Source organism: Nonomuraea sp. NPDC003707, from assembly GCF_053587055.1.
The window spans coordinates 20,398-36,699 of sequence record NZ_JBSFNK010000065.1; the positions used below are offsets into that span (position 1 = coordinate 20,398).

Annotated in this window: 11 protein-coding genes; 3 read left to right on the forward strand and 8 right to left on the reverse strand. The window is 67.4% G+C overall.

Translation table 11 applies throughout. From position 1 onward, the window contains the following. The first annotated feature begins 507 nt into the window (after positions 1-507). Complete coding sequence (locus tag ACWDRB_RS63515) at positions 508-648, forward strand: hypothetical protein (RefSeq protein ID WP_449911798.1); 141 nt, start codon at positions 508-510, stop codon at positions 646-648. A 177-nt stretch (positions 649-825) separates the two neighbouring features. On the opposite strand, the gene ACWDRB_RS63520 is transcribed toward ACWDRB_RS63515, so the two are convergent. Together ACWDRB_RS63520 and ACWDRB_RS63525 are read right to left on the reverse strand one after the other, a co-directional pair. Continuing rightward, entirely contained in the window at positions 826-1,710 is an 885-nt protein-coding gene (locus tag ACWDRB_RS63520) for a helix-turn-helix domain-containing protein (RefSeq protein ID WP_449911800.1), read from the reverse strand. A gap of 202 nt (positions 1,711-1,912) precedes the next feature. Next, positions 1,913-2,068, reverse strand: a complete 156-nt coding sequence (locus tag ACWDRB_RS63525) for an alpha/beta fold hydrolase (protein ID WP_185067641.1) — start codon at positions 2,066-2,068, stop codon at positions 1,913-1,915. Positions 2,069-2,118: 50 nt separating this feature from the next. On the opposite strand from ACWDRB_RS63525, the gene ACWDRB_RS63530 reads away from it, so the two are divergent. Beyond that, the gene (locus ACWDRB_RS63530) at positions 2,119-2,430 is read left to right on the forward strand and encodes a hypothetical protein (protein ID WP_449911802.1); all 312 of its coding nucleotides are present in this window, start codon (positions 2,119-2,121) and stop codon (positions 2,428-2,430) included. Positions 2,431-2,447: 17 nt separating this feature from the next. Here ACWDRB_RS63530 and ACWDRB_RS63535 read toward each other — a convergent pair whose 3' ends face one another. From ACWDRB_RS63535 to ACWDRB_RS63550, 4 genes are read right to left on the reverse strand one after another with little or no spacing between them, the layout of a single operon-like run. Next, complete coding sequence (locus ACWDRB_RS63535; RefSeq protein WP_449911804.1) at positions 2,448-3,266, reverse strand: class I SAM-dependent methyltransferase; 819 nt, start codon at positions 3,264-3,266, stop codon at positions 2,448-2,450. 14 nt (positions 3,267-3,280) lie between these two features. Then, the gene (locus tag ACWDRB_RS63540; RefSeq protein WP_449911806.1) at positions 3,281-4,891 is read right to left on the reverse strand and encodes an ABC transporter permease; all 1,611 of its coding nucleotides are present in this window, start codon (positions 4,889-4,891) and stop codon (positions 3,281-3,283) included. Further along, positions 4,888-5,823 carry an ATP-binding cassette domain-containing protein gene (locus tag ACWDRB_RS63545; RefSeq protein ID WP_449911808.1) on the reverse strand — a complete coding sequence of 312 codons (936 nt, stop codon included), beginning with the start codon at positions 5,821-5,823 and terminating at the stop codon, positions 4,888-4,890. The genes ACWDRB_RS63540 and ACWDRB_RS63545 overlap by 4 nt, the downstream gene beginning before the upstream one ends. A 30-nt stretch (positions 5,824-5,853) precedes the next feature. Next, entirely contained in the window at positions 5,854-6,486 is a 633-nt protein-coding gene (locus ACWDRB_RS63550; protein ID WP_449911810.1) for a TetR family transcriptional regulator, read from the reverse strand. 151 nt (positions 6,487-6,637) lie between these two features. Here ACWDRB_RS63550 and ACWDRB_RS63555 point away from each other — a divergent pair, with 151 nt between their 5' ends. Then, complete coding sequence (locus tag ACWDRB_RS63555) at positions 6,638-7,699, forward strand: integrase core domain-containing protein (protein WP_449911812.1); 1,062 nt, start codon at positions 6,638-6,640, stop codon at positions 7,697-7,699. 122 nt (positions 7,700-7,821) lie between these two features. On the opposite strand, the gene ACWDRB_RS63560 is transcribed toward ACWDRB_RS63555, so the two are convergent. Together ACWDRB_RS63560 and ACWDRB_RS63565 are read right to left on the reverse strand one after the other, a co-directional pair. Beyond that, positions 7,822-7,998, reverse strand: a complete 177-nt coding sequence (locus ACWDRB_RS63560; RefSeq protein ID WP_449911813.1) for a hypothetical protein — start codon at positions 7,996-7,998, stop codon at positions 7,822-7,824. 30 nt (positions 7,999-8,028) lie between these two features. Continuing rightward, complete coding sequence (locus ACWDRB_RS63565; protein ID WP_449911814.1) at positions 8,029-16,197, reverse strand: RHS repeat domain-containing protein; 8,169 nt, start codon at positions 16,195-16,197, stop codon at positions 8,029-8,031. Positions 16,198-16,302 lie beyond the last annotated feature (105 nt).

Consider the following 16,302-nt stretch of genomic DNA (forward strand, 5'->3'; position numbering starts at 1 on the left):
GAAAGCCCTGCTCGAATTCCTGGTCGACACGGGGAGCGCCAGACGGCGTTCGTTCCCCCGCCGCTCCAAGGCGCACTGCGGTGGCAGGGCCCTACCCAGGGCACCGCCGCCGCATCGCCGGAGAGTTGGCGGCCGTAGCATTCACGCTCTGACCCGCACCCGTGAGGCACTGAAGGCGGCTGTGGGGCTGGACACGTCCGTGATCGGATGGACGAAGAGTGTGGCCATTCACGCTGGGAAGGGATCGGCCCCCGCAATCCGCTCATGGGACTTGGCGAACTCCAGGACCAGCGTGACGGTCGGGTGCGGGACCACCCGCACGTCGACCGGCCCTTCGCCGCGCGCGGAACCCGGCCATGCCGACACCGGCCACCCGGCTGGGCCGCGGCGGCCACGCGACCTCCCACCCATGCTCGTGCGCGCCGGATCGTATGACCCCATGCCAAGAGGCCATCGACCGGGCATTCGTTCAAGACGCTGGCGCACGGTGACGGTGACAGTGGGGCCATGAGCCACGACATCATCCAGAACACCTTCCAGGCGCTCGCGAGCAACGACCCCAATCGCATCGCCGCGGTCTTCACCGAGGACGCCGAGTGGCTGTCGCCCCCAAGGAAACGCCACCGCCGTCGCGCCCGAGGCGAGTGACCACATGGTGGGTAGGAAGGCGATCGTACGCTTCTCCGCCGAGGACTTCCTCGCCTGTTCGCCCTTGACGTCGGCGTCACCTTCCACGCATCCCGTACCGACGGCGACCGGGTGACCGTGGAGGCGACTATGACGGCGACACCCTGGTCTTCCTGGCCGTCTGGCCGGTCGCCAAGCTCAGGAGCGGCACGCCGTTCCGGACCTGAACTCGCGCGGCGACACGCCATAGGCCGTGCGGAAGGCCCGACTGAAGTCGCCCGGCCGGCCGAACCCCCAGCGGGCAGCGATCTCGTGGATCGGCACGTCGGCCAGGGCGGCGTCGGCGAGGTCACGGCGTATGCGCCCGAGGCGCTGGTCGCGGATCCACGCCGAGACCGTGTCGCCCTGCTCCTGGAACAGCCGATGGAGGTAGCTGACCGAGATGTAGTTCGCCGCCGCGACCGTCCGCGGGCTGAGCTCGGGATCATGCAGATGGCGCTGAATGTAGGCACGTAGGCGCAGGCCAAGGGCCTCCCGTTGGGAGCTCGACCGGGGGTCCTGCTCGGATTCGAGCAGACTGGAGAAGCACGCGGCCACGAGATCCACCAGCACCATCCCGAGCCGCTGCCCGTCCGCCGGGTTGAGCGACAGCTTCTCGTCGGACAGGTCCTCGATGAATTGTTTGAGCAGCCCGCTCATTCCGCCGTCGACGGACACGCCGTGCCCGAGGAGAGCAGCCATCACGTCACCGCGCAGCGGCAGCAGCGGCTTCGGGATGGCGAGCATGGCCAACTCCAGATGATCACGTCCGTCGGTCTGCAAGCTCATCTCCTCCAGCCCGGCGAGGTCGTGCGCGTAAAGATCACCGACGGTTACGGTGTCCTGCAGCCCCGACCAGGTCGCGTTCACGGTGCCGTGCAGCGGCACAATGAGATGGACCACGTCCTCATGCTCGGTGCCCGCGCGGCATGGCTCGCGTTGAGCCGTCACCGGATGAAACCTTTTCACCTCCAGCACGGCCACGCCGAGATCAAGCACACGTGCGCTGGCGCAGAGATCCCCTCTGTCGATCTCCCGGCTCATATCCGCGCCAGCGGCCCAGTCTCTCCAGGTCATCACACGCGAACGAGACGTTTGTTCTCCATTCACCCGTATCCTCATTTCCCAAAGTCAGGGCAGACGTCAGCGTTACCGGCGTATTTCAGGATGTCCAGCGCAGAGAGTCGCCGAGATCTCAGCGCAGCATCCACAATCTCGATCGCGAGGTTCTCCCCAGTTTTTGGGATCAGCAGATCGGGACGTTTGCTTTTGCGACGGCGGCCACGTGGGCCGGATGGGTGAGCTGTGGATGGTGGCCGGTTCCGGGGATGACGGTCACCCGGGCGTCGAGGGTGGCGTCGATCAGCGGATCGAATTCGCCGGTGACGAGGCGAACCGGCACCGGGCAGGTGGCGGCCAGTGTCCGTAGCTCCGCGCGTTCGCTGTGCCGTTGTGCTCGGTCGAGCCACCGCGCGGTTGCGCGTGCTCGCCCCCGAGGTGAAGCTGACCGTCGACACCCCCGGCGGCGTGGTCGTCGCCCTCGGCGACACCGAGATCGCAGGCCGCGTGCAGCTGTTCTCCGGCTCGGCCGTGCGGGGGCGGGCGGTGCTGGTCAACGGCCTGCCCGGGATGCTCTCCTGGCGCGAGGACGGCACTCCACTATCGGTCCTCATGTTCACCGTCGCCGACGGACGGATCTCGGGCATCGCGGCCCTGGTCGACCCGGCCCGGCTGGCGGCGATGGACCTGCCCGGCCCGGCGTGAGTCGCCGGCCGGAATCGTCAGAAACGGTAGTGCGCGACCGTGGTGCCCAGCCTGGAGAAGGCCGCGCTGAGCGCCGACAGTCGGGTCCACAGGCGCAGGGCCGGAGGGAACTGGTCGACCTCGGGCTCCCGAGTGAGCAGGATGTGCCGGATCAGGGTCAGTCGCGGGTTCCACCGTACGGGGTCGAGGCGGTCGAAGCCGGGGGACTTGAAGAGCGGGACCAGGAACCGGCTGCCGGAGTAGTGTTTCGCTGCCCAGACGGTGAATCTGGTGTAGACGTTGAACGCTATCTCCCCACTGGGAAAGTGGCTGGTGAGACGGTCCAGCAGCGTGATCATCTCTTCCTGGGAGAGGAAGGGCAGCACGCCGTCGGCGACGATCACGGCGGGGCGGTCGGCGGGGAGCGCCTCCAGCCAGCCGGGCTCGGTCAGGTCCGCGCCGATCGTGTGCGTGTGCGGCCGATCGGGGATGACCCGGTGCCGGGCGTCCACGACTTCGGGGAAGTCGACGTCGTACCAGTCCGCTGTGGGCGGCGGGTCGATGCGGAGGGCCCGGGTGTCGAGGCCGGCTCCCAGGTCGATGCCGATCGCGTCGGGGTGGCGGGCCATGAACTGCTGGGCCACCTCGTCCAGCTTCTTGGCGCGCTGGGCGACGTCGATGGCCGAGGCTGCGCTCCAGCGGAGTTTGCGGTGGTCGTAGCCGGTTTTGCGGATGATCTCGTAGGCCATGCGGTCGCCGAGTATGGGGCGTGGCAGGCGGCTGTCGAGCGCCCGGCCGCACAGCGTCACCCACAGGGTTTCCTGCAGCGGGGTCAGGGTGGGAAGGGTCACTCCCATGATGTCCTCCAGGCTCAGGTGGTGGGCATGTCGCGTCGGGTGAATCCGGCCAGGCCGGCCGCGACGAGGGCCGCCGCGACGACGGTCATGACGATCAGTGGCGTGGGCGTCATGACTCCGCCGGGGAGTTTCGGTACGTGCTCGAAGACCGACAGGTCGATGACCCACTGGTCGAGCTGCAACTCCAGGCCGACCCAGCCGAACAACATGCTCACCATGGCCACCGCGAACGTGCCGGCGACCAGCCGGGGCAGCAGCCCGAACAGGGCGAACGCGACTCCGGTGAACACCCACACCACAGGGAGTTGCACGAGAGCGGCGGCCAGGAGGCGGGATAGCTCACGGGCGACGTCGCCGGTGTTGAGTCCGTGCGCCAGACCGGCCGCCGTCCCGAAGGCGATCAACCCGAGCACTGGGCCGAGCAGTATGAACGCGAAGTGGCTGCCCGCCCAGCGCAGCCGGCGCACCGGGGTGGCCAGCAGGGGCTCGGCCCGCCCGTCGCGCTCTTCGTTCCTGAGCAGCAGCGCGGCCTGGATGGCGAAGCCGGCGCTGACCAGGCCGAGCATGGTCATCATGGGGGCGAGGAACTGGTCGACGAGCGGGCCGGGACCGCCGAGCCGGGCCAGCGCCTCTCGGGCCGCGGCGCCGCTGTTGTCCATCAGCGTCCCAAGGCTCGCCGACATCGCGCCGACCACGAGCCCGACCAGGGCGAGTCCGGCGAGCCGGCTGATCAGCGGCCCGCGGTGCAGCCGCCAGGCCAGCGCCAGCGGGCTGCGCAGGCGGGGTCCGGCGGCGGCCGGGCCCAGTCGGGCCTGGAACATGCCGGCGCCGAGGTCGCGCCGCTCCGACAGCGCCACGGCCAGCACGATCAGCGCCAGCACGGCGCCGGCCGCGAGCGTGAGCACCCACCAGCGTTCGCCGCTGTAGGGCCGCAGTGCCTCCGCCCAGCCGAGCGGCGTCATCCAGGACACCCAGGCGGGCCCGTCACCGGACTGCGCGGCGACGTCGCCGACGCCGCGCAGCAGGATCGCGGCGCCGAGCGTGCTGATCCCGATGGCGCGCGCGCCGCCCGCGCTGGTCGTGAGCTGCGCTGTCACCGCGCCGATCGAGGCGAACGCGCAGGCGGCCACCGTGAACCCGAGTCCGAGCGCCAGGGAGCCGGCGGTGGGCAGGCCCTGGCCGATCAGCGCCACCGCCGAGGCTATGCCCAGGACGAGGGCGGCCCCGCAGGTGACGATCAGGGTGGCGGCCAGGTCGGCGTGGCGGGACACCGCTGTGGCCCCGACCAGTTCGCGCCGCCCGGCCGCCTCTTCCGTACGCGTGTGCCGGATGACCGTGAGCAGGGCGAACAGCGCGACCATGAACGTGACGAATCCCGACCGCCAGGCGACGAGCTCGCCGAGGCTGGATCCGTTCAGCACGCCGTAGGCGATGGTGAAGGCCCTGGTGTGGACGCTGGTCTCGTAGTAGTGCTGGCGGGCCTCGGCCGTGGGGTACGCGCCGGTGAAGGCGCCGACGAACACCACCGGGATCATGCAGATGAAGGCCACCCACAGCGGCAGCAGCACACGATCGCGCCGCAGCACCAGGCGGATGAGCTTTCCCGTGCCGGCGAACGCGTTCATCGTCCTGCCTCCGTGTGCCGGCCCTTGACGTTCACGGTCGCGCGGTCGTAGTGCCGCAGGAACAGTTCCTCCAGCGTCGGAGGCCGGCTGACCAGGCTGCGCACGCCGACCTTGGTGAGGTGGCGAAGTGCGAGGTCCAGCGCGGCGGCGTCGACGCTGAAGCGTACCCGGCCGCCGTCGGCGCGCAGGCCGTGCACGCCCGGCAGGCCGGCCAGCCCGTCCGGTGGGGCGGCCAGCTCGGCGTCGATGGAGGTGCGGGTGAGGTGCCGCAGCTCGGCCATGGTGCCGGTCTCGACGGTACGGCCGTCGCGGATAATCGTGATCCGGTCGCAGAGTGCCTCGACCTCGGAGAGGATGTGGCTGGACAGCAGCACCGTACGGTCACCCGCGCGCCGCACCTCCTGGATCGTCTGCCGGAAGACCTCCTCCATCAGCGGGTCCAGGCCGGAGGTGGGTTCGTCGAGGATGAGCAGCTCGGCGTCGGAGGCCAGCGCGGCGACCAGGGCCACCTTCTGCCGGTTGCCTTTGGAGTAGGTGCGGCCCTTCTTGCGCGGGTCGAGGTCGAAGCGTTCGATCAGCTCGTCCCGGCGCCGCCGGTCGAGGCTGCCGCGCAGCCGGCCGAGCAGGTCGATGGCCTCGCCACCGGACAGGTTGGGCCACAGGGTGACGTCGCCGGGCACGTACGCCAGGCGGCGGTGCAGCTCAGCGGTCTGTGTCCAGGGGTCGCCGCCGAGCAGCCGGGCGGTGCCCGCGTCGAGGCGCATCAGGCCCAGCAGGATCCGGATCGTGGTGCTCTTGCCCGCGCCGTTGGGCCCGAGGAAGCCGTGCACCTCGCCAGTCCGTACGACGAGGTCGAGGCCGTTCAGTGCCCGTGCCGGGCCGAACGACTTGACCAATCCGGCCATGGAGATGGCATCGGTCTCAGTCATCATGGGTGTCCTTATGTGGTGATGAGGAGAGGGCTAGAGATCGTCTCCCCGCTGGGCCTCCCAGGCGGCCTGGGCGGCTTTGAGCATGGTGTCGTCGGCGTACAAGCCGTGGGTGTAGATATCGAGCATGGGCAGCCCGATGCGCCGCAGCACGTCGGGACCCATCCGCTCGAAGCCGAGCGCGCGGGTCAGGGGTGGCGCCATGGTCAGCGTGGCCAGGCTCACCAGCACGGTGAGCACGGCCAGCGCCCGCACGTCGGAGGACTGGCGCATCGAGCCGCCGGCGATCCCGTCCCGGAAGAGCTGCTCGGTCTCCTCCACCAGCGTGTTGACGAACGTGGTGGCCGCGGAGGAGTCCTCCTCGATCGCGCGCACCATGTACTGCACATGGAGGCGGTACTCCTCCGAGTCCGACAGATATTCCTGGGACAGATCCCGCACGCCGACCAGGTCGGCCACGGTCCGGGCCCTCCGCACCAGGATCTGCAGGACGTGCTCGTCGCAGACGCTCCGCAGGTTGTCCTTGCTGCCGAAGTGCCGGATGACCAGGGCGGCGCTCACCCCCGCGGTGGCCGCGATGGCGCGCAGGTTCGTCTTCTGGAAGCCATTGCGGGCGAAGTGCGCGATGGCGGCGTTACGGATCTTGGCCTGAGCGGTCAGATCCATCGAAGGTGCTGAACACACGTTTAGTATAGTAAACACATGTTCAGCACTATGGCAACGAGGTCAGAACGTGGTGAGGATGATCTTTCCGTGGACGTGTGCGGTGCCAAAACTCGTCCATGACGTCTGGCCTGGGCTTCTATCCTCGACACTCGTGTCCCTACGCCTCTTGTATCTGCTGATGGTCCGGTTGTTCGGCTGGTTGATGCTCCTCACGCGGGACGACGCGGCCAAGGAGGTGGAGATCTTGGTGCTGAGGCATGAGGTCGCCGTCCTGCGTCGTCAGGTCTCCCGGCCGCAACCGGACTGGGCCGACCGGGCGCTGCTGGCCGCACTGGCGCGACTGCTGCCCACGCGGCTTCGTCTCCATCGGATCGTGACGCCGGGCATCTTGCTGTCCTGGCACCGCCGGCTGGTCAGCCAACGCTGGACGTACCCAAACGCGGCCGGGCGTCCACCGATACCGGACGAGTTGCGTGCTCTCGTGATCCGGCTGGCCAGGGAGAATCCCCGATGGGGGCACCGGCGGATCCGGGGTGAACTGCTCAGCCTCGGCCATCGAATCGGCGAAGGCACCATCCGCCGAATCCTCGCCGCAGCCGGCCAGGGCCCAGCGCCACGTCAGACCTCACCGACCTGGCGACAGTTCCTCACCTCGCAAGTCTCCGGCTTCCTGGCGTGCGACTTCATGCACGTCGACACCGTGTTCCTCAAACGCCTGTACGTCTTATTCGTCATGGAGATCGAAACACGCCGCGTGCACATACTAGGCATCACCTCCAACCCGACCGGTGCCTGGACCGCCCAGCAAGCCCGCAACCTGCTGATGAACCTGGGAGAACGCGCCAGCGCCTTCAGATTTCTCATCCGGGACCGTGACGGCAAGTTCCCCTGCTCGTTCGACGAGTTGTTCACCGCCGCTGGCGTGCGGGTCATCAAGACGCCCGTCCGGTCCCCACAGGCCAACGCGTTCGCCGAACGGTTCGTGGGAACGCTACGCCGTGAATGCCTCGACCACCTGCTCATCCATGGCGAGCGGCACCTGCGTAAGGTCCTGACCGAGTACGAACACCATTTCAACCACCATCGCCCGCATCAGGGCCGTTCCCTCCGCCCTCCCTTGCACGACCCCAGCCAGATGATCGACATGACCTCCCAGATCCACCGCCGAAGGACCGTCACAGGACTGATCAATGAGTACCACAGGGCAGCCTGATCACCCGGCAAACGCCCAGCTCAGCAGCAGTATCCGCGTTTTGGCACCGCACAAGCGCCCGGGGATCGACTCCGAGTAGCGGGCAGCCACGGCGTCGTAGGCGACGGCGAGGGCGGCCGAGGTCATCGGCGGCTCCGGAAGTAGACAATAAACAAGGTGGCGCCGGCCGCGAACAGCGGCATCGCCACCGCTAGCAGCACCAGGCGCAGGAGTCGGGTGCCGGGGTCGCCGACAACCGTCAGGACGCTCGACAGCACGATGAGCAGGCTTGAGAACATGGCGAGCAGCGCCCCGAGCACCCTCATTCTCATACGTGGCTCACACCTCTCCTACCGGGACTCCGCGTACCCGAACGGCACGCCACTGTAGTATCTGCCCACCACGATCTTGAACCCCTTGCCTTCCTGGTTCAGGTGGTCCACGACCGCCGACACGATGGCCGCTCCGGCGCCGTACAGGGTGCAAGCCGCCACGATCGTTCCGGCGACCAGGGCGCCCACTCCGGCTGTGGGAACGGCGGCGACGGCGCCGACCGCGGTGGCGACCGCCGCGCAGCCGCCGAACCCGACCGCGATCAGCGCGAAAATGTTCTTGATAAGCGTCGCGGTCGGCGCGTCGATGTAGAAGTTGCAGTACTCCTTGGTGTCAGTGTGCCCGCACTTCTTGCGGAAGCCGTCAGATTTGGGCGTGCAGGGCTTGAGGCCCTTCTCATCGACGCATCGAGCCTGGGCCTCGCCGTAGAGGTCGCAGCCGTCAGGCTCGACCTTGGCCATCCTGCACTTAAGGTAGGAGTTGCCGGACAGGCGACACGCGTCGAGGCCATGCCCGTCCTTGGTGCGGCATTCTTCGAAGTAGTCCGCCCCCTCGTGGCAAGTTTCGCCAGAGTACTTCTTGTCCCGGCATGTGAGGTAGAAGCCCCACGTTTGGCGGCAGACGGACTTGCTCGCGCCCTCGTCCCGGCATGCCAGATATTCACTGTCGGCATCCCGGCAGGTACTTACATCTTTCCGCTTGGACAAACAGGTCGAGAACGCGCCGTTCGCATCTTTACATACCGACTTGGAACGGTCGTCGCGGCACGCCGTGTAGACCATCTCGACGGTGTTGCAGTGGCTCCTGGAGTTCCTGTCCCGGCACTTGGCGTAAAGGTCGTCGGCCTCGTCGCAGACCTTCTTCGTCGACTCGTAAGCGGTGCGGCAGGTCATGTAGAACCCCTGCGCCTCCTTGCACACCGACTTCGACGAGGTGGCGCGACACTCCTTGTATTCGTTCTCCGCCTCCTTGCATTGCTTTCCGTAATTTGTCACGCACGACTTGTGCCCCTGGTTGACCTCTGTCTGGATCTTGCATTTCTTCTGGTTCGGCTTCTTCGCACAGGACGCATGCCCGTCGAGATCAACGTTGGTGAGCGGGTTGGCGTTGGCGTAGGCGTAGCGATTGAGCTGCACGGACGGGTCAGGCGAGAGGGACACGGAGTCGCGGGAGATGAAGCTACCGGTGGACGGCTGGTACCACCGAGCCGCCATGTTGATCTTCTTGGTGGTGGGGTCGGTGTAGGCACCCTGGAAGCCCAGCTGGTGCTGAGCTCCAGCCGCAGCGATGACCTCGCCGAAGGGGCTGTACGCGATCGAGTCGACCAGGCTTGTCCCATCAGCTGTGAAGGTGCCGACCAGGTCTCCGCGCAAATCGCTGAACGCCAGTGCCGGGCTGCCGCCATCGGACAGGCTGATGGTGTGACCGGTGGCATCCCGACCGTAGACAGCCTTCTTGATGTCGCCGGCGCCGATGACTGCCACAAGGTCATTGCGGGTGCCGTCGTAGACGTGGCGAGTGGTCTCTTGGCCCTCGGTCCGGGTCTCCATCCGATCAAGGGCGTCGTAGTTGTACCGGACGGTGTCGTCGTTGATGAGACGGTCGAAGGCGTCGAACTTGGTGATGCGGACTCGGCCGTTGGACTGCTCGGCGAGGGTGCCACGGGGGGTGTAGGTGTAGGTGTATCCGTCGCCCGAGGTGAGGCGGTTGCGTTCGTCGTAGGTGAATGTCTTGTCGCCGGCCCGGACGCGGTTCCCCGCTGCATCGTACTCATAGGCAGTCTTCACACTGTCGGGCGCGGTCCACGACGTTAGCCGGTTGGACCAGTCGTAGCTGTAGGTGTTGGTGCCCGCGCCCACCGAGCCCGCGGTGGTCTTGGAGGTCATGTTGTCGTCGAGGTCGTAGCCGTACTCGATCGAGGCGATCGGGGTGCTCGACGCCGTGGTGAGCTGATCCTTGGTGAGGCGGTTCAGCGTGTCGTAGGTATAGCTGCGACGGGCACCGCTCGAACCGTAGGACATGCTCGTCAAGCGTGCGGCCTTGTCGTAGCCGTAGTCGATCGTGGTGGCACTGACCGGATCGGTCGAAGTGTCCAGTCGATCGGCGCCGTCCCATGTGAAGGTAGTGGTGCCTGTGACGTCAATGCGCTGAACGAGTCGGCTGGCGGCGTCGTAGCCGTAGGCGTTGACGTCTCCACCCGGGCCGGTGGTTTTTAGCAGCAGGCCGCGGTCGTTTAGTGTGAAGGCGAGGTCGCCCGCCGCCACCATGCGGCCCGCCTGGTCGTAGTCGAATGTCCTGTCCTCGGTCGCGGCCTCGGCGCCGGTGCCGGTCTCCTTGATAAGGCGGTTGAGTTCGTCGAAGGTGCGGTCGATGTGGACTCCGCCGGGTGCGACGCTCCTTGCGGGGTTGCCAGCCGCGTCGTAAACGGTGGTCCAGGTCCGGTCCACGAGGTCGGGGTGGGCGGGTGTGGCCGGCTCGATCACCGACTCCGCCAGGCCCAGGGTGTTGTAGGTGGTGATGGTGGAGTGACCGCGCCCGTTGGTCGAGCGGGTCTGGTTACCCAGGGCGTCGTAGCCGAAAGAGGTGATGATCTTCTCAGTGGCCGACACAGGCTCCTGAAGCTCGATCATCTTGTTGGCGGCATCGAAGATCTTGCTGACGGTATGTCCTTCGGCCGAGGTCTCGCTGGTCGGGTTGCCGACCGCGTCGTAGCCGAACTTCCGGGTCCGCAGGACCGAGCCGTCGGCATCGAGCTCCTGGAGCTGGGTCTTGCGCCCAGCCAGGTCGTAGCTCGCGACGCTGGCCAGACCGAGCGGGTTGGTCGTCTTAGTGGGACGCCCGGCCAGGTCGTAGCCGAAGGTCGTGACGTTGCCGAGCGCATCGGTGATGGAGGTCATCGCGCCGGTGGCGTCGTAGGCGCGGGTGGTCAGGTCTCCGGTCGGCCGCGTGGTCTTGGTGAGAAGACCTGTGTCGTCGTACTCCAGTTTGGTGACGTAGGCGGCCTGCGATGGCTTGCGCTCGATCGTGGTCAGCGTGATTTGACGGCCGAGGTCGTCGTAGGTGGATTCGGACCGTGCTCCGGTGGGGTCATTCCTCCACAGGACCTCACCCAGCAGGTCGTAGCCGTAGGTCCACACACCGGCTGCCGCCGCCCCGGCCTTGGGGTCGGTGACCTGGACCTTGCGGCCGAGCCCGTCATACACCGTGTTGGTGGTCTGGCCTCGCTGGTTGGTGATGCTGATCGGCTGGCCTGCCTGGTCGTAGCTGGTTGTGACCTTGGGCGTGACCGGCTGACCGCCGGGAGGCGTGTAGGCGGGGAAGGTCTGCTCGGTGGCCCGTCCGGCCTTGTCAATAGTGAAGCTCGTGGTGCGGCCCTCTGCATCGACCTTGTGCGTACGGTCGCCGAAAGTGTTGTAGCCCAGCTTGGCCGTGGGTCGCTCAGTGACCGGCGCGCCACCCGCGCGCTCGACAGTGACCGGAGGCAGTCGCACCTGCGTGGGCAGACCAAGCGCATTGTAGGTAACCGAGGTGGTGAAGTCGGCGGCATCGGCACCGGAGACATTGCCACGGGCGTCGGTGAGCTCGGTAACCAGACCGCGGTCGTCCACCGTGAGCTTGGTGACCAGATCCTGCCCATCGCTGTGCACGGTCTGGCGGATGGCCTGGTTGCCAGCGTTGTAGTCGTACTCAGTGATCTCGGTGCGTCCGGTGCCGCCAGCGGACCGGCTGATCTTAATCACGTTGCTGTTGGCGTCGTAGCCATAGAGCGTGACCCTGTTCAGCTTGCTAGGGTCCGCGGTCTGTGAGGTGACGCGGCTGGCGGCGTCGTAAGCGGCGTCGATCCTGAGAGTGCCGTTGCCGGTGATCTGCCGGGTAAGGTTGCCCGCCGCGTCGTAGATCTTGGAGTCCAGCACCACGTCCCGGGGCGTGGCCGACCCGTTGAGCTTGGCACCCTTGGCGATGGTGTCGGCCGGCAGGTTGTCGCCATAGTAGGTGTAGGCGGTGGTGCGGCCCATGGTGTCGGTCTGCGAGGCAAGCCTCCCGGCTGGGTCGTAGGCGTAGGAGGCGGTGACCACGTCTGCCGCTGGCTGAGGGCTTACCGGGCTGCCCGTCCACCCCTTCAGCGTGGTCGTGGCCAACTCGTTGCGGGCCGTGTAACTGTAGGTGTAAACAGTGCCACGCTCGTCGGTGAAGCTGGTCTTCTGGCCGGAGGCGTCGTAGGTGTAGCGCTGGACGCCGCCTTCCGGATCCGTGATCGTCGCAGTACGGCCCTGGTCGTCGTAGGTGTAGGTGGTTGTGCGTGCTGGGTCGCCGCCGGTGAGGTCCTCCTGTGTCTCCGTCAGCGGCTTGCCGTCCGGGTCATAGGTCGAGCTCCACTTAGCGGTATGCGTTACTCCGTTGATCTCGTTCTTGATCCCGGAGCCCGTACGGGAGGTGACCCTGCCCTCGGTGTCGTAAGTGAGCGTCGTAGTGAAACCGCCTGGGTGAGCCGCCGAGATCTCTGTCTGCGTGACGACCCTCCCCAGCGCGTCGTACTCGTACTTCTTGACCAGGCCAGTGGGCGCGGTCTCGACGGCGAGGGCTCCGGCGGCGGTGTAGGCGTAGGTGGTCTCGTTGCCTTTGAAGTCCTTGGCTGACTTCACCAGCCCCGCCGGAGTGCTGCCGCCGCCGACTGCGGGCTCGCTGCCATCGGTGTAAGCCTTGCTCGTGGAGCGGCCGGTCGGGAAATCTTCCGTGGCCGGGGTCGTGACCTTGATCTCTTCACCGAACGCGTTGTGCGCCCACGAGGTTATGTACGTCTCGTCGGAGGCCGAGGCCGAGCGGCCGTCCCGCTGGGCGGTCTTCACATCGTTGCGCGGGTCGAACCGCTTGTCGGTGTCGACAAAGTAGTTGTAGTACTCCGTCGAGCAGTTCGCACCCGTCGTACGGCAGGTCTTCTTCGACAGCAGGTTCCCGCGGGCGTTGTAAGCCAGCTCCACCGCATTGCCGTTCGGGTCGAACACCTTGGCCGGATATCCGCCCACGTCATAGGCCCACTTGGTGGTCGCGCCGACCTGATCGGTGACCGACACCTGCCGGTAGCCACGCTGCGCGTCGGCGACGTAGGTGACGACCCCGTTGTGCGGGTCGGTCACCGTCACGGTGGCGAAGGTCGAGATGGTGGTCTGCTTGGTGTACGCCGGGTCCGACAGCTTCCAGGTACCGCCGTTGGGATCGGTGTGCGTCACCAACCGGCCGCCGTCCGGGTTGTAGACGTTGACCGCCTCTACCCGGCCCGACGGCTGGGTCACCTTGATCAGCTGCGGCTGCGGCTTCCCGGCTGCAAAGTGCCGCTGTACCGCCGCCCCACCCATCGGCCTGCCATAGATCGCGACCTCATCGATGTCGCCGTTGAAGGGGAACAGCGCGGTGCTGACCGTGCTGGACGGCCAGGCCGTGGAACCGTACCCGGAGCCGATCCGGGTCTCCGCCATGTCACCGTGCTGGATCTCCCCGGCCAGAGTACCCACCGCGGCCCCGTCCAGGTACAGCGTCTGCGTGTGCTCCGCGGGCGCCGAGCTCGAAGCGGGCTTGGTCTCCACCGACGACAGCACCACATGGTGCCAGGCGCCGTCGTTCACCGCTCTGGAGGAGGTGATCGGAGTCTGCGCGACGGTGGACAGGCCGGTGAAGAACTGGCCGCGCAACTTCCCGTCGGTGCCCACGTACACCACCGGCGTGAACGCCGACGGCGTACTGTCCCCCGAGCTCTGCATCCCGATGACCGTGCCGGACGCGGTGGTCTTGAACCACGCCTCGACCGCCAGCTCCCCGCCCTGGCCGCTCACGGCGTTCCGCGGCAGTTGCACGAAGGTCGAGGTCGCCGCTCCCTTGAAGCGCATCGCGGTGTCCGGCGACCCGGCCAGCGCACCCGGCACCTGAGGGCCGAGGTCGGCCGGGGTGGTCCCGTTCAGCTTGGCCTGTTCCTCGGTGACGTTCCAGCCCGCCGCGCTCGCGACGGTGGTGCCCGTACGGGTCGCGCTCTCGTTCAGCCGGTAGTAGTACTCCGGCCCGGAATCGGTGATCACGCTCTTGTACCGCGAGGCCGTACCGTACGCATAAGTCGCGCAGGCTGTCGCCGAGGTCGGCGGGCACACCTTGACCAGTTGGTCGCCCTCATAGGTGTAGGTCCAGGTCAGCGCCTTACCGTCGATCGGGTCAGTGGACACGCTCGCCACGTGGTTCCCCGACCACGTGAACGCCAGCGACCTGCCACCCGTCGCGGTCACCTTGGCCAGCTTGCCGTCAGCGCCGCGGGTCAGCTCCTGCGCCCGCCCGCGATGATCGGTGATCTTTGTCAGGCGGCCAGACGCGTCGAACCAGTAGGACGTGGCCGACTTGTCCATCAACCGCCAGCCACCTGCCTGCTCGGCGGCCATCGTCGCGAACATCCCCGATGGAGGCGCGTACGAACCATTGCCCATCGGAGCGAACCGCAACTGCTCCCCGCTGGGATAGGTCACCAGCAGGCTTCCGGTCAGCTCCTCCTCGATCCGCATGTCCCAGCGGGTCGTCCACCCAGCGCCGAAGATCCCGTCGGTGCGCGGGTCCAGGCTGTTATAGGTGCGGCTCACCGACAAGGGTGGGCCCACCACCGCCACAGAAGCGTCCGTCGCCGTGGGCGCGTAGTTACCTGAGATGTGGTTGAACTCCCGGTTCTGCGTGCCACCCGCCAGCAGGCCGTTGATGTTCGCCTGCTCCGGCACTGGCGTGAACGTCCGCCACGAGGACGTCACCGTGGTGTAGGTCGTGGCCGCCTTCGCCATCCACGAGTATGTCTCGCCCCACTTCAGCCGCTCGTCGACAACCTGCCAGGCGCCGGTCGTGGTCCAATCCTTGGTCTCCGCCGCGGAGTCCTTGCACCAGCGCCAGTTCGGTGCGCTGCCCGCGCAGATCTGGAACCAGTACTTGACCTCGCCCTTGTTGAACGGCCGCGCATTCGCCGACAGCACCGGCGTCAAGGTGCCCACCTGGCTGTTGTTCTCCGGGGAGAACGACTCGAACGGCAGCGCCGCCACGGTTGCGTACACCCAGTCCGACCACGGCCCCGACACGCCGGAGGTGGTCGTAGCCCGGGCTCGCCAGCGGATCTGCCAGCCGTCGGTCAGCTTGTCGGCCGGGACGACCGCCCAGGCGTTGGTACCGGAGGCGTACTCCTTGTCCGAGGTGCCGGTCCAGATCAGTCCGGTGCCCTGCTCGCTCTTGGCCGGGTCGTGCTCGACCTCGACATTGAGTTTGCCGGGCCGGTTGTCCGGGTCGGTCACCCTGGCGTACATCGACGGTGTCAGCGACTCGGCGGTCCAGGAGGTGGTGCCGCGGATGGCCGGGTCCATGCCCAGTCCGTCCACGCTGGGCTTGCGCAGGTCGACGGTGGCCGCCTGCCAGGGCGACCATTGGCCTTCGGCGCCCGCGGTGGTGACGCCGCGTACCCGCCAGCGGATCTTCATGCCGTCGGTCAGCTTGCCGGCCGGGACCTGGAGCCAGGCGTTGCCGCCGGAGGCGTAGCTCGTGGTGCCCTTGCCGGACCAGATCAGGCCGCTGCCCTGTCCGGTCGCCGGGTCGTGCTCGATCTCCGCGCCCAGTACCAGCTTCGATCCGCCGGCGTCGGTCACCTTCGCGTACAGCCATGGCGTGGCCGAGGACAGCGTCCACGTGTCGCTGCCGCGCGTGGCCGGAACGGCGCCCAGGCCGTTGCCTGCGGTGCCACTCACCTGGATCGTGGCCGTCTGCCACTCCGACCACGGACTGGCCGCTCCGGCCGAGGTCGATGCCCGGACGCGCCAGCGGATCAGCCAGCCGTCCTTCAACTTGCCGGACGTCACCGCGGGCGTCTGCAGGGAGCAGACGCTCCAGGTCGAGCACGAGCCGCTCGACACCTGGCCACTGTCGGTCCAGATCAGGCCCGTGCCTTGCCCAGCGGCGGACGGGTCGTGTTCGACTTGCGCTTCCAGCTTCAACGACCGCGACTCGGGATCCGCCCCGGAGGCGGAAAAATACGGGGTCGCGGAGGACAACGTCCACAACCCGGAGGCGAGCTGTCCCGACGATGCCGAGACTTCCGACACCACCGGCTTGGAAGTGTCGACCCGGGCGGCCTGCCATTCCGACCATGGGCTCGCCACACCGGTTGAGGTGGAGACGCGCACCCGCCAGCGAATCAGCCAGCCGTCCTTCAACTTGCCGGACGTCACCGCGGGCGTCTGCAGGGAGCAGACGCTCCAGGTCGAGCACGAGCCGCTCGACACCTGGCC

Coding starts and splice junctions, on each gene's coding strand:
- ACWDRB_RS63515 (WP_449911798.1), top strand. CDS start 508: ATGAGCCACGACATCATCCAGAACACCTTCCAGGCGCTCGCGAGCAAC.
- ACWDRB_RS63520 (WP_449911800.1), bottom strand. CDS start 1,710: ATGAGCCGGGAGATCGACAGAGGGGATCTCTGCGCCAGCGCACGTGTG.
- ACWDRB_RS63535 (WP_449911804.1), bottom strand. CDS start 3,266: ATGGGAGTGACCCTTCCCACCCTGACCCCGCTGCAGGAAACCCTGTGG.
- ACWDRB_RS63540 (WP_449911806.1), bottom strand. CDS start 4,891: ATGAACGCGTTCGCCGGCACGGGAAAGCTCATCCGCCTGGTGCTGCGG.
- ACWDRB_RS63545 (WP_449911808.1), bottom strand. CDS start 5,823: ATGATGACTGAGACCGATGCCATCTCCATGGCCGGATTGGTCAAGTCG.
- ACWDRB_RS63550 (WP_449911810.1), bottom strand. CDS start 6,486: ATGGATCTGACCGCTCAGGCCAAGATCCGTAACGCCGCCATCGCGCAC.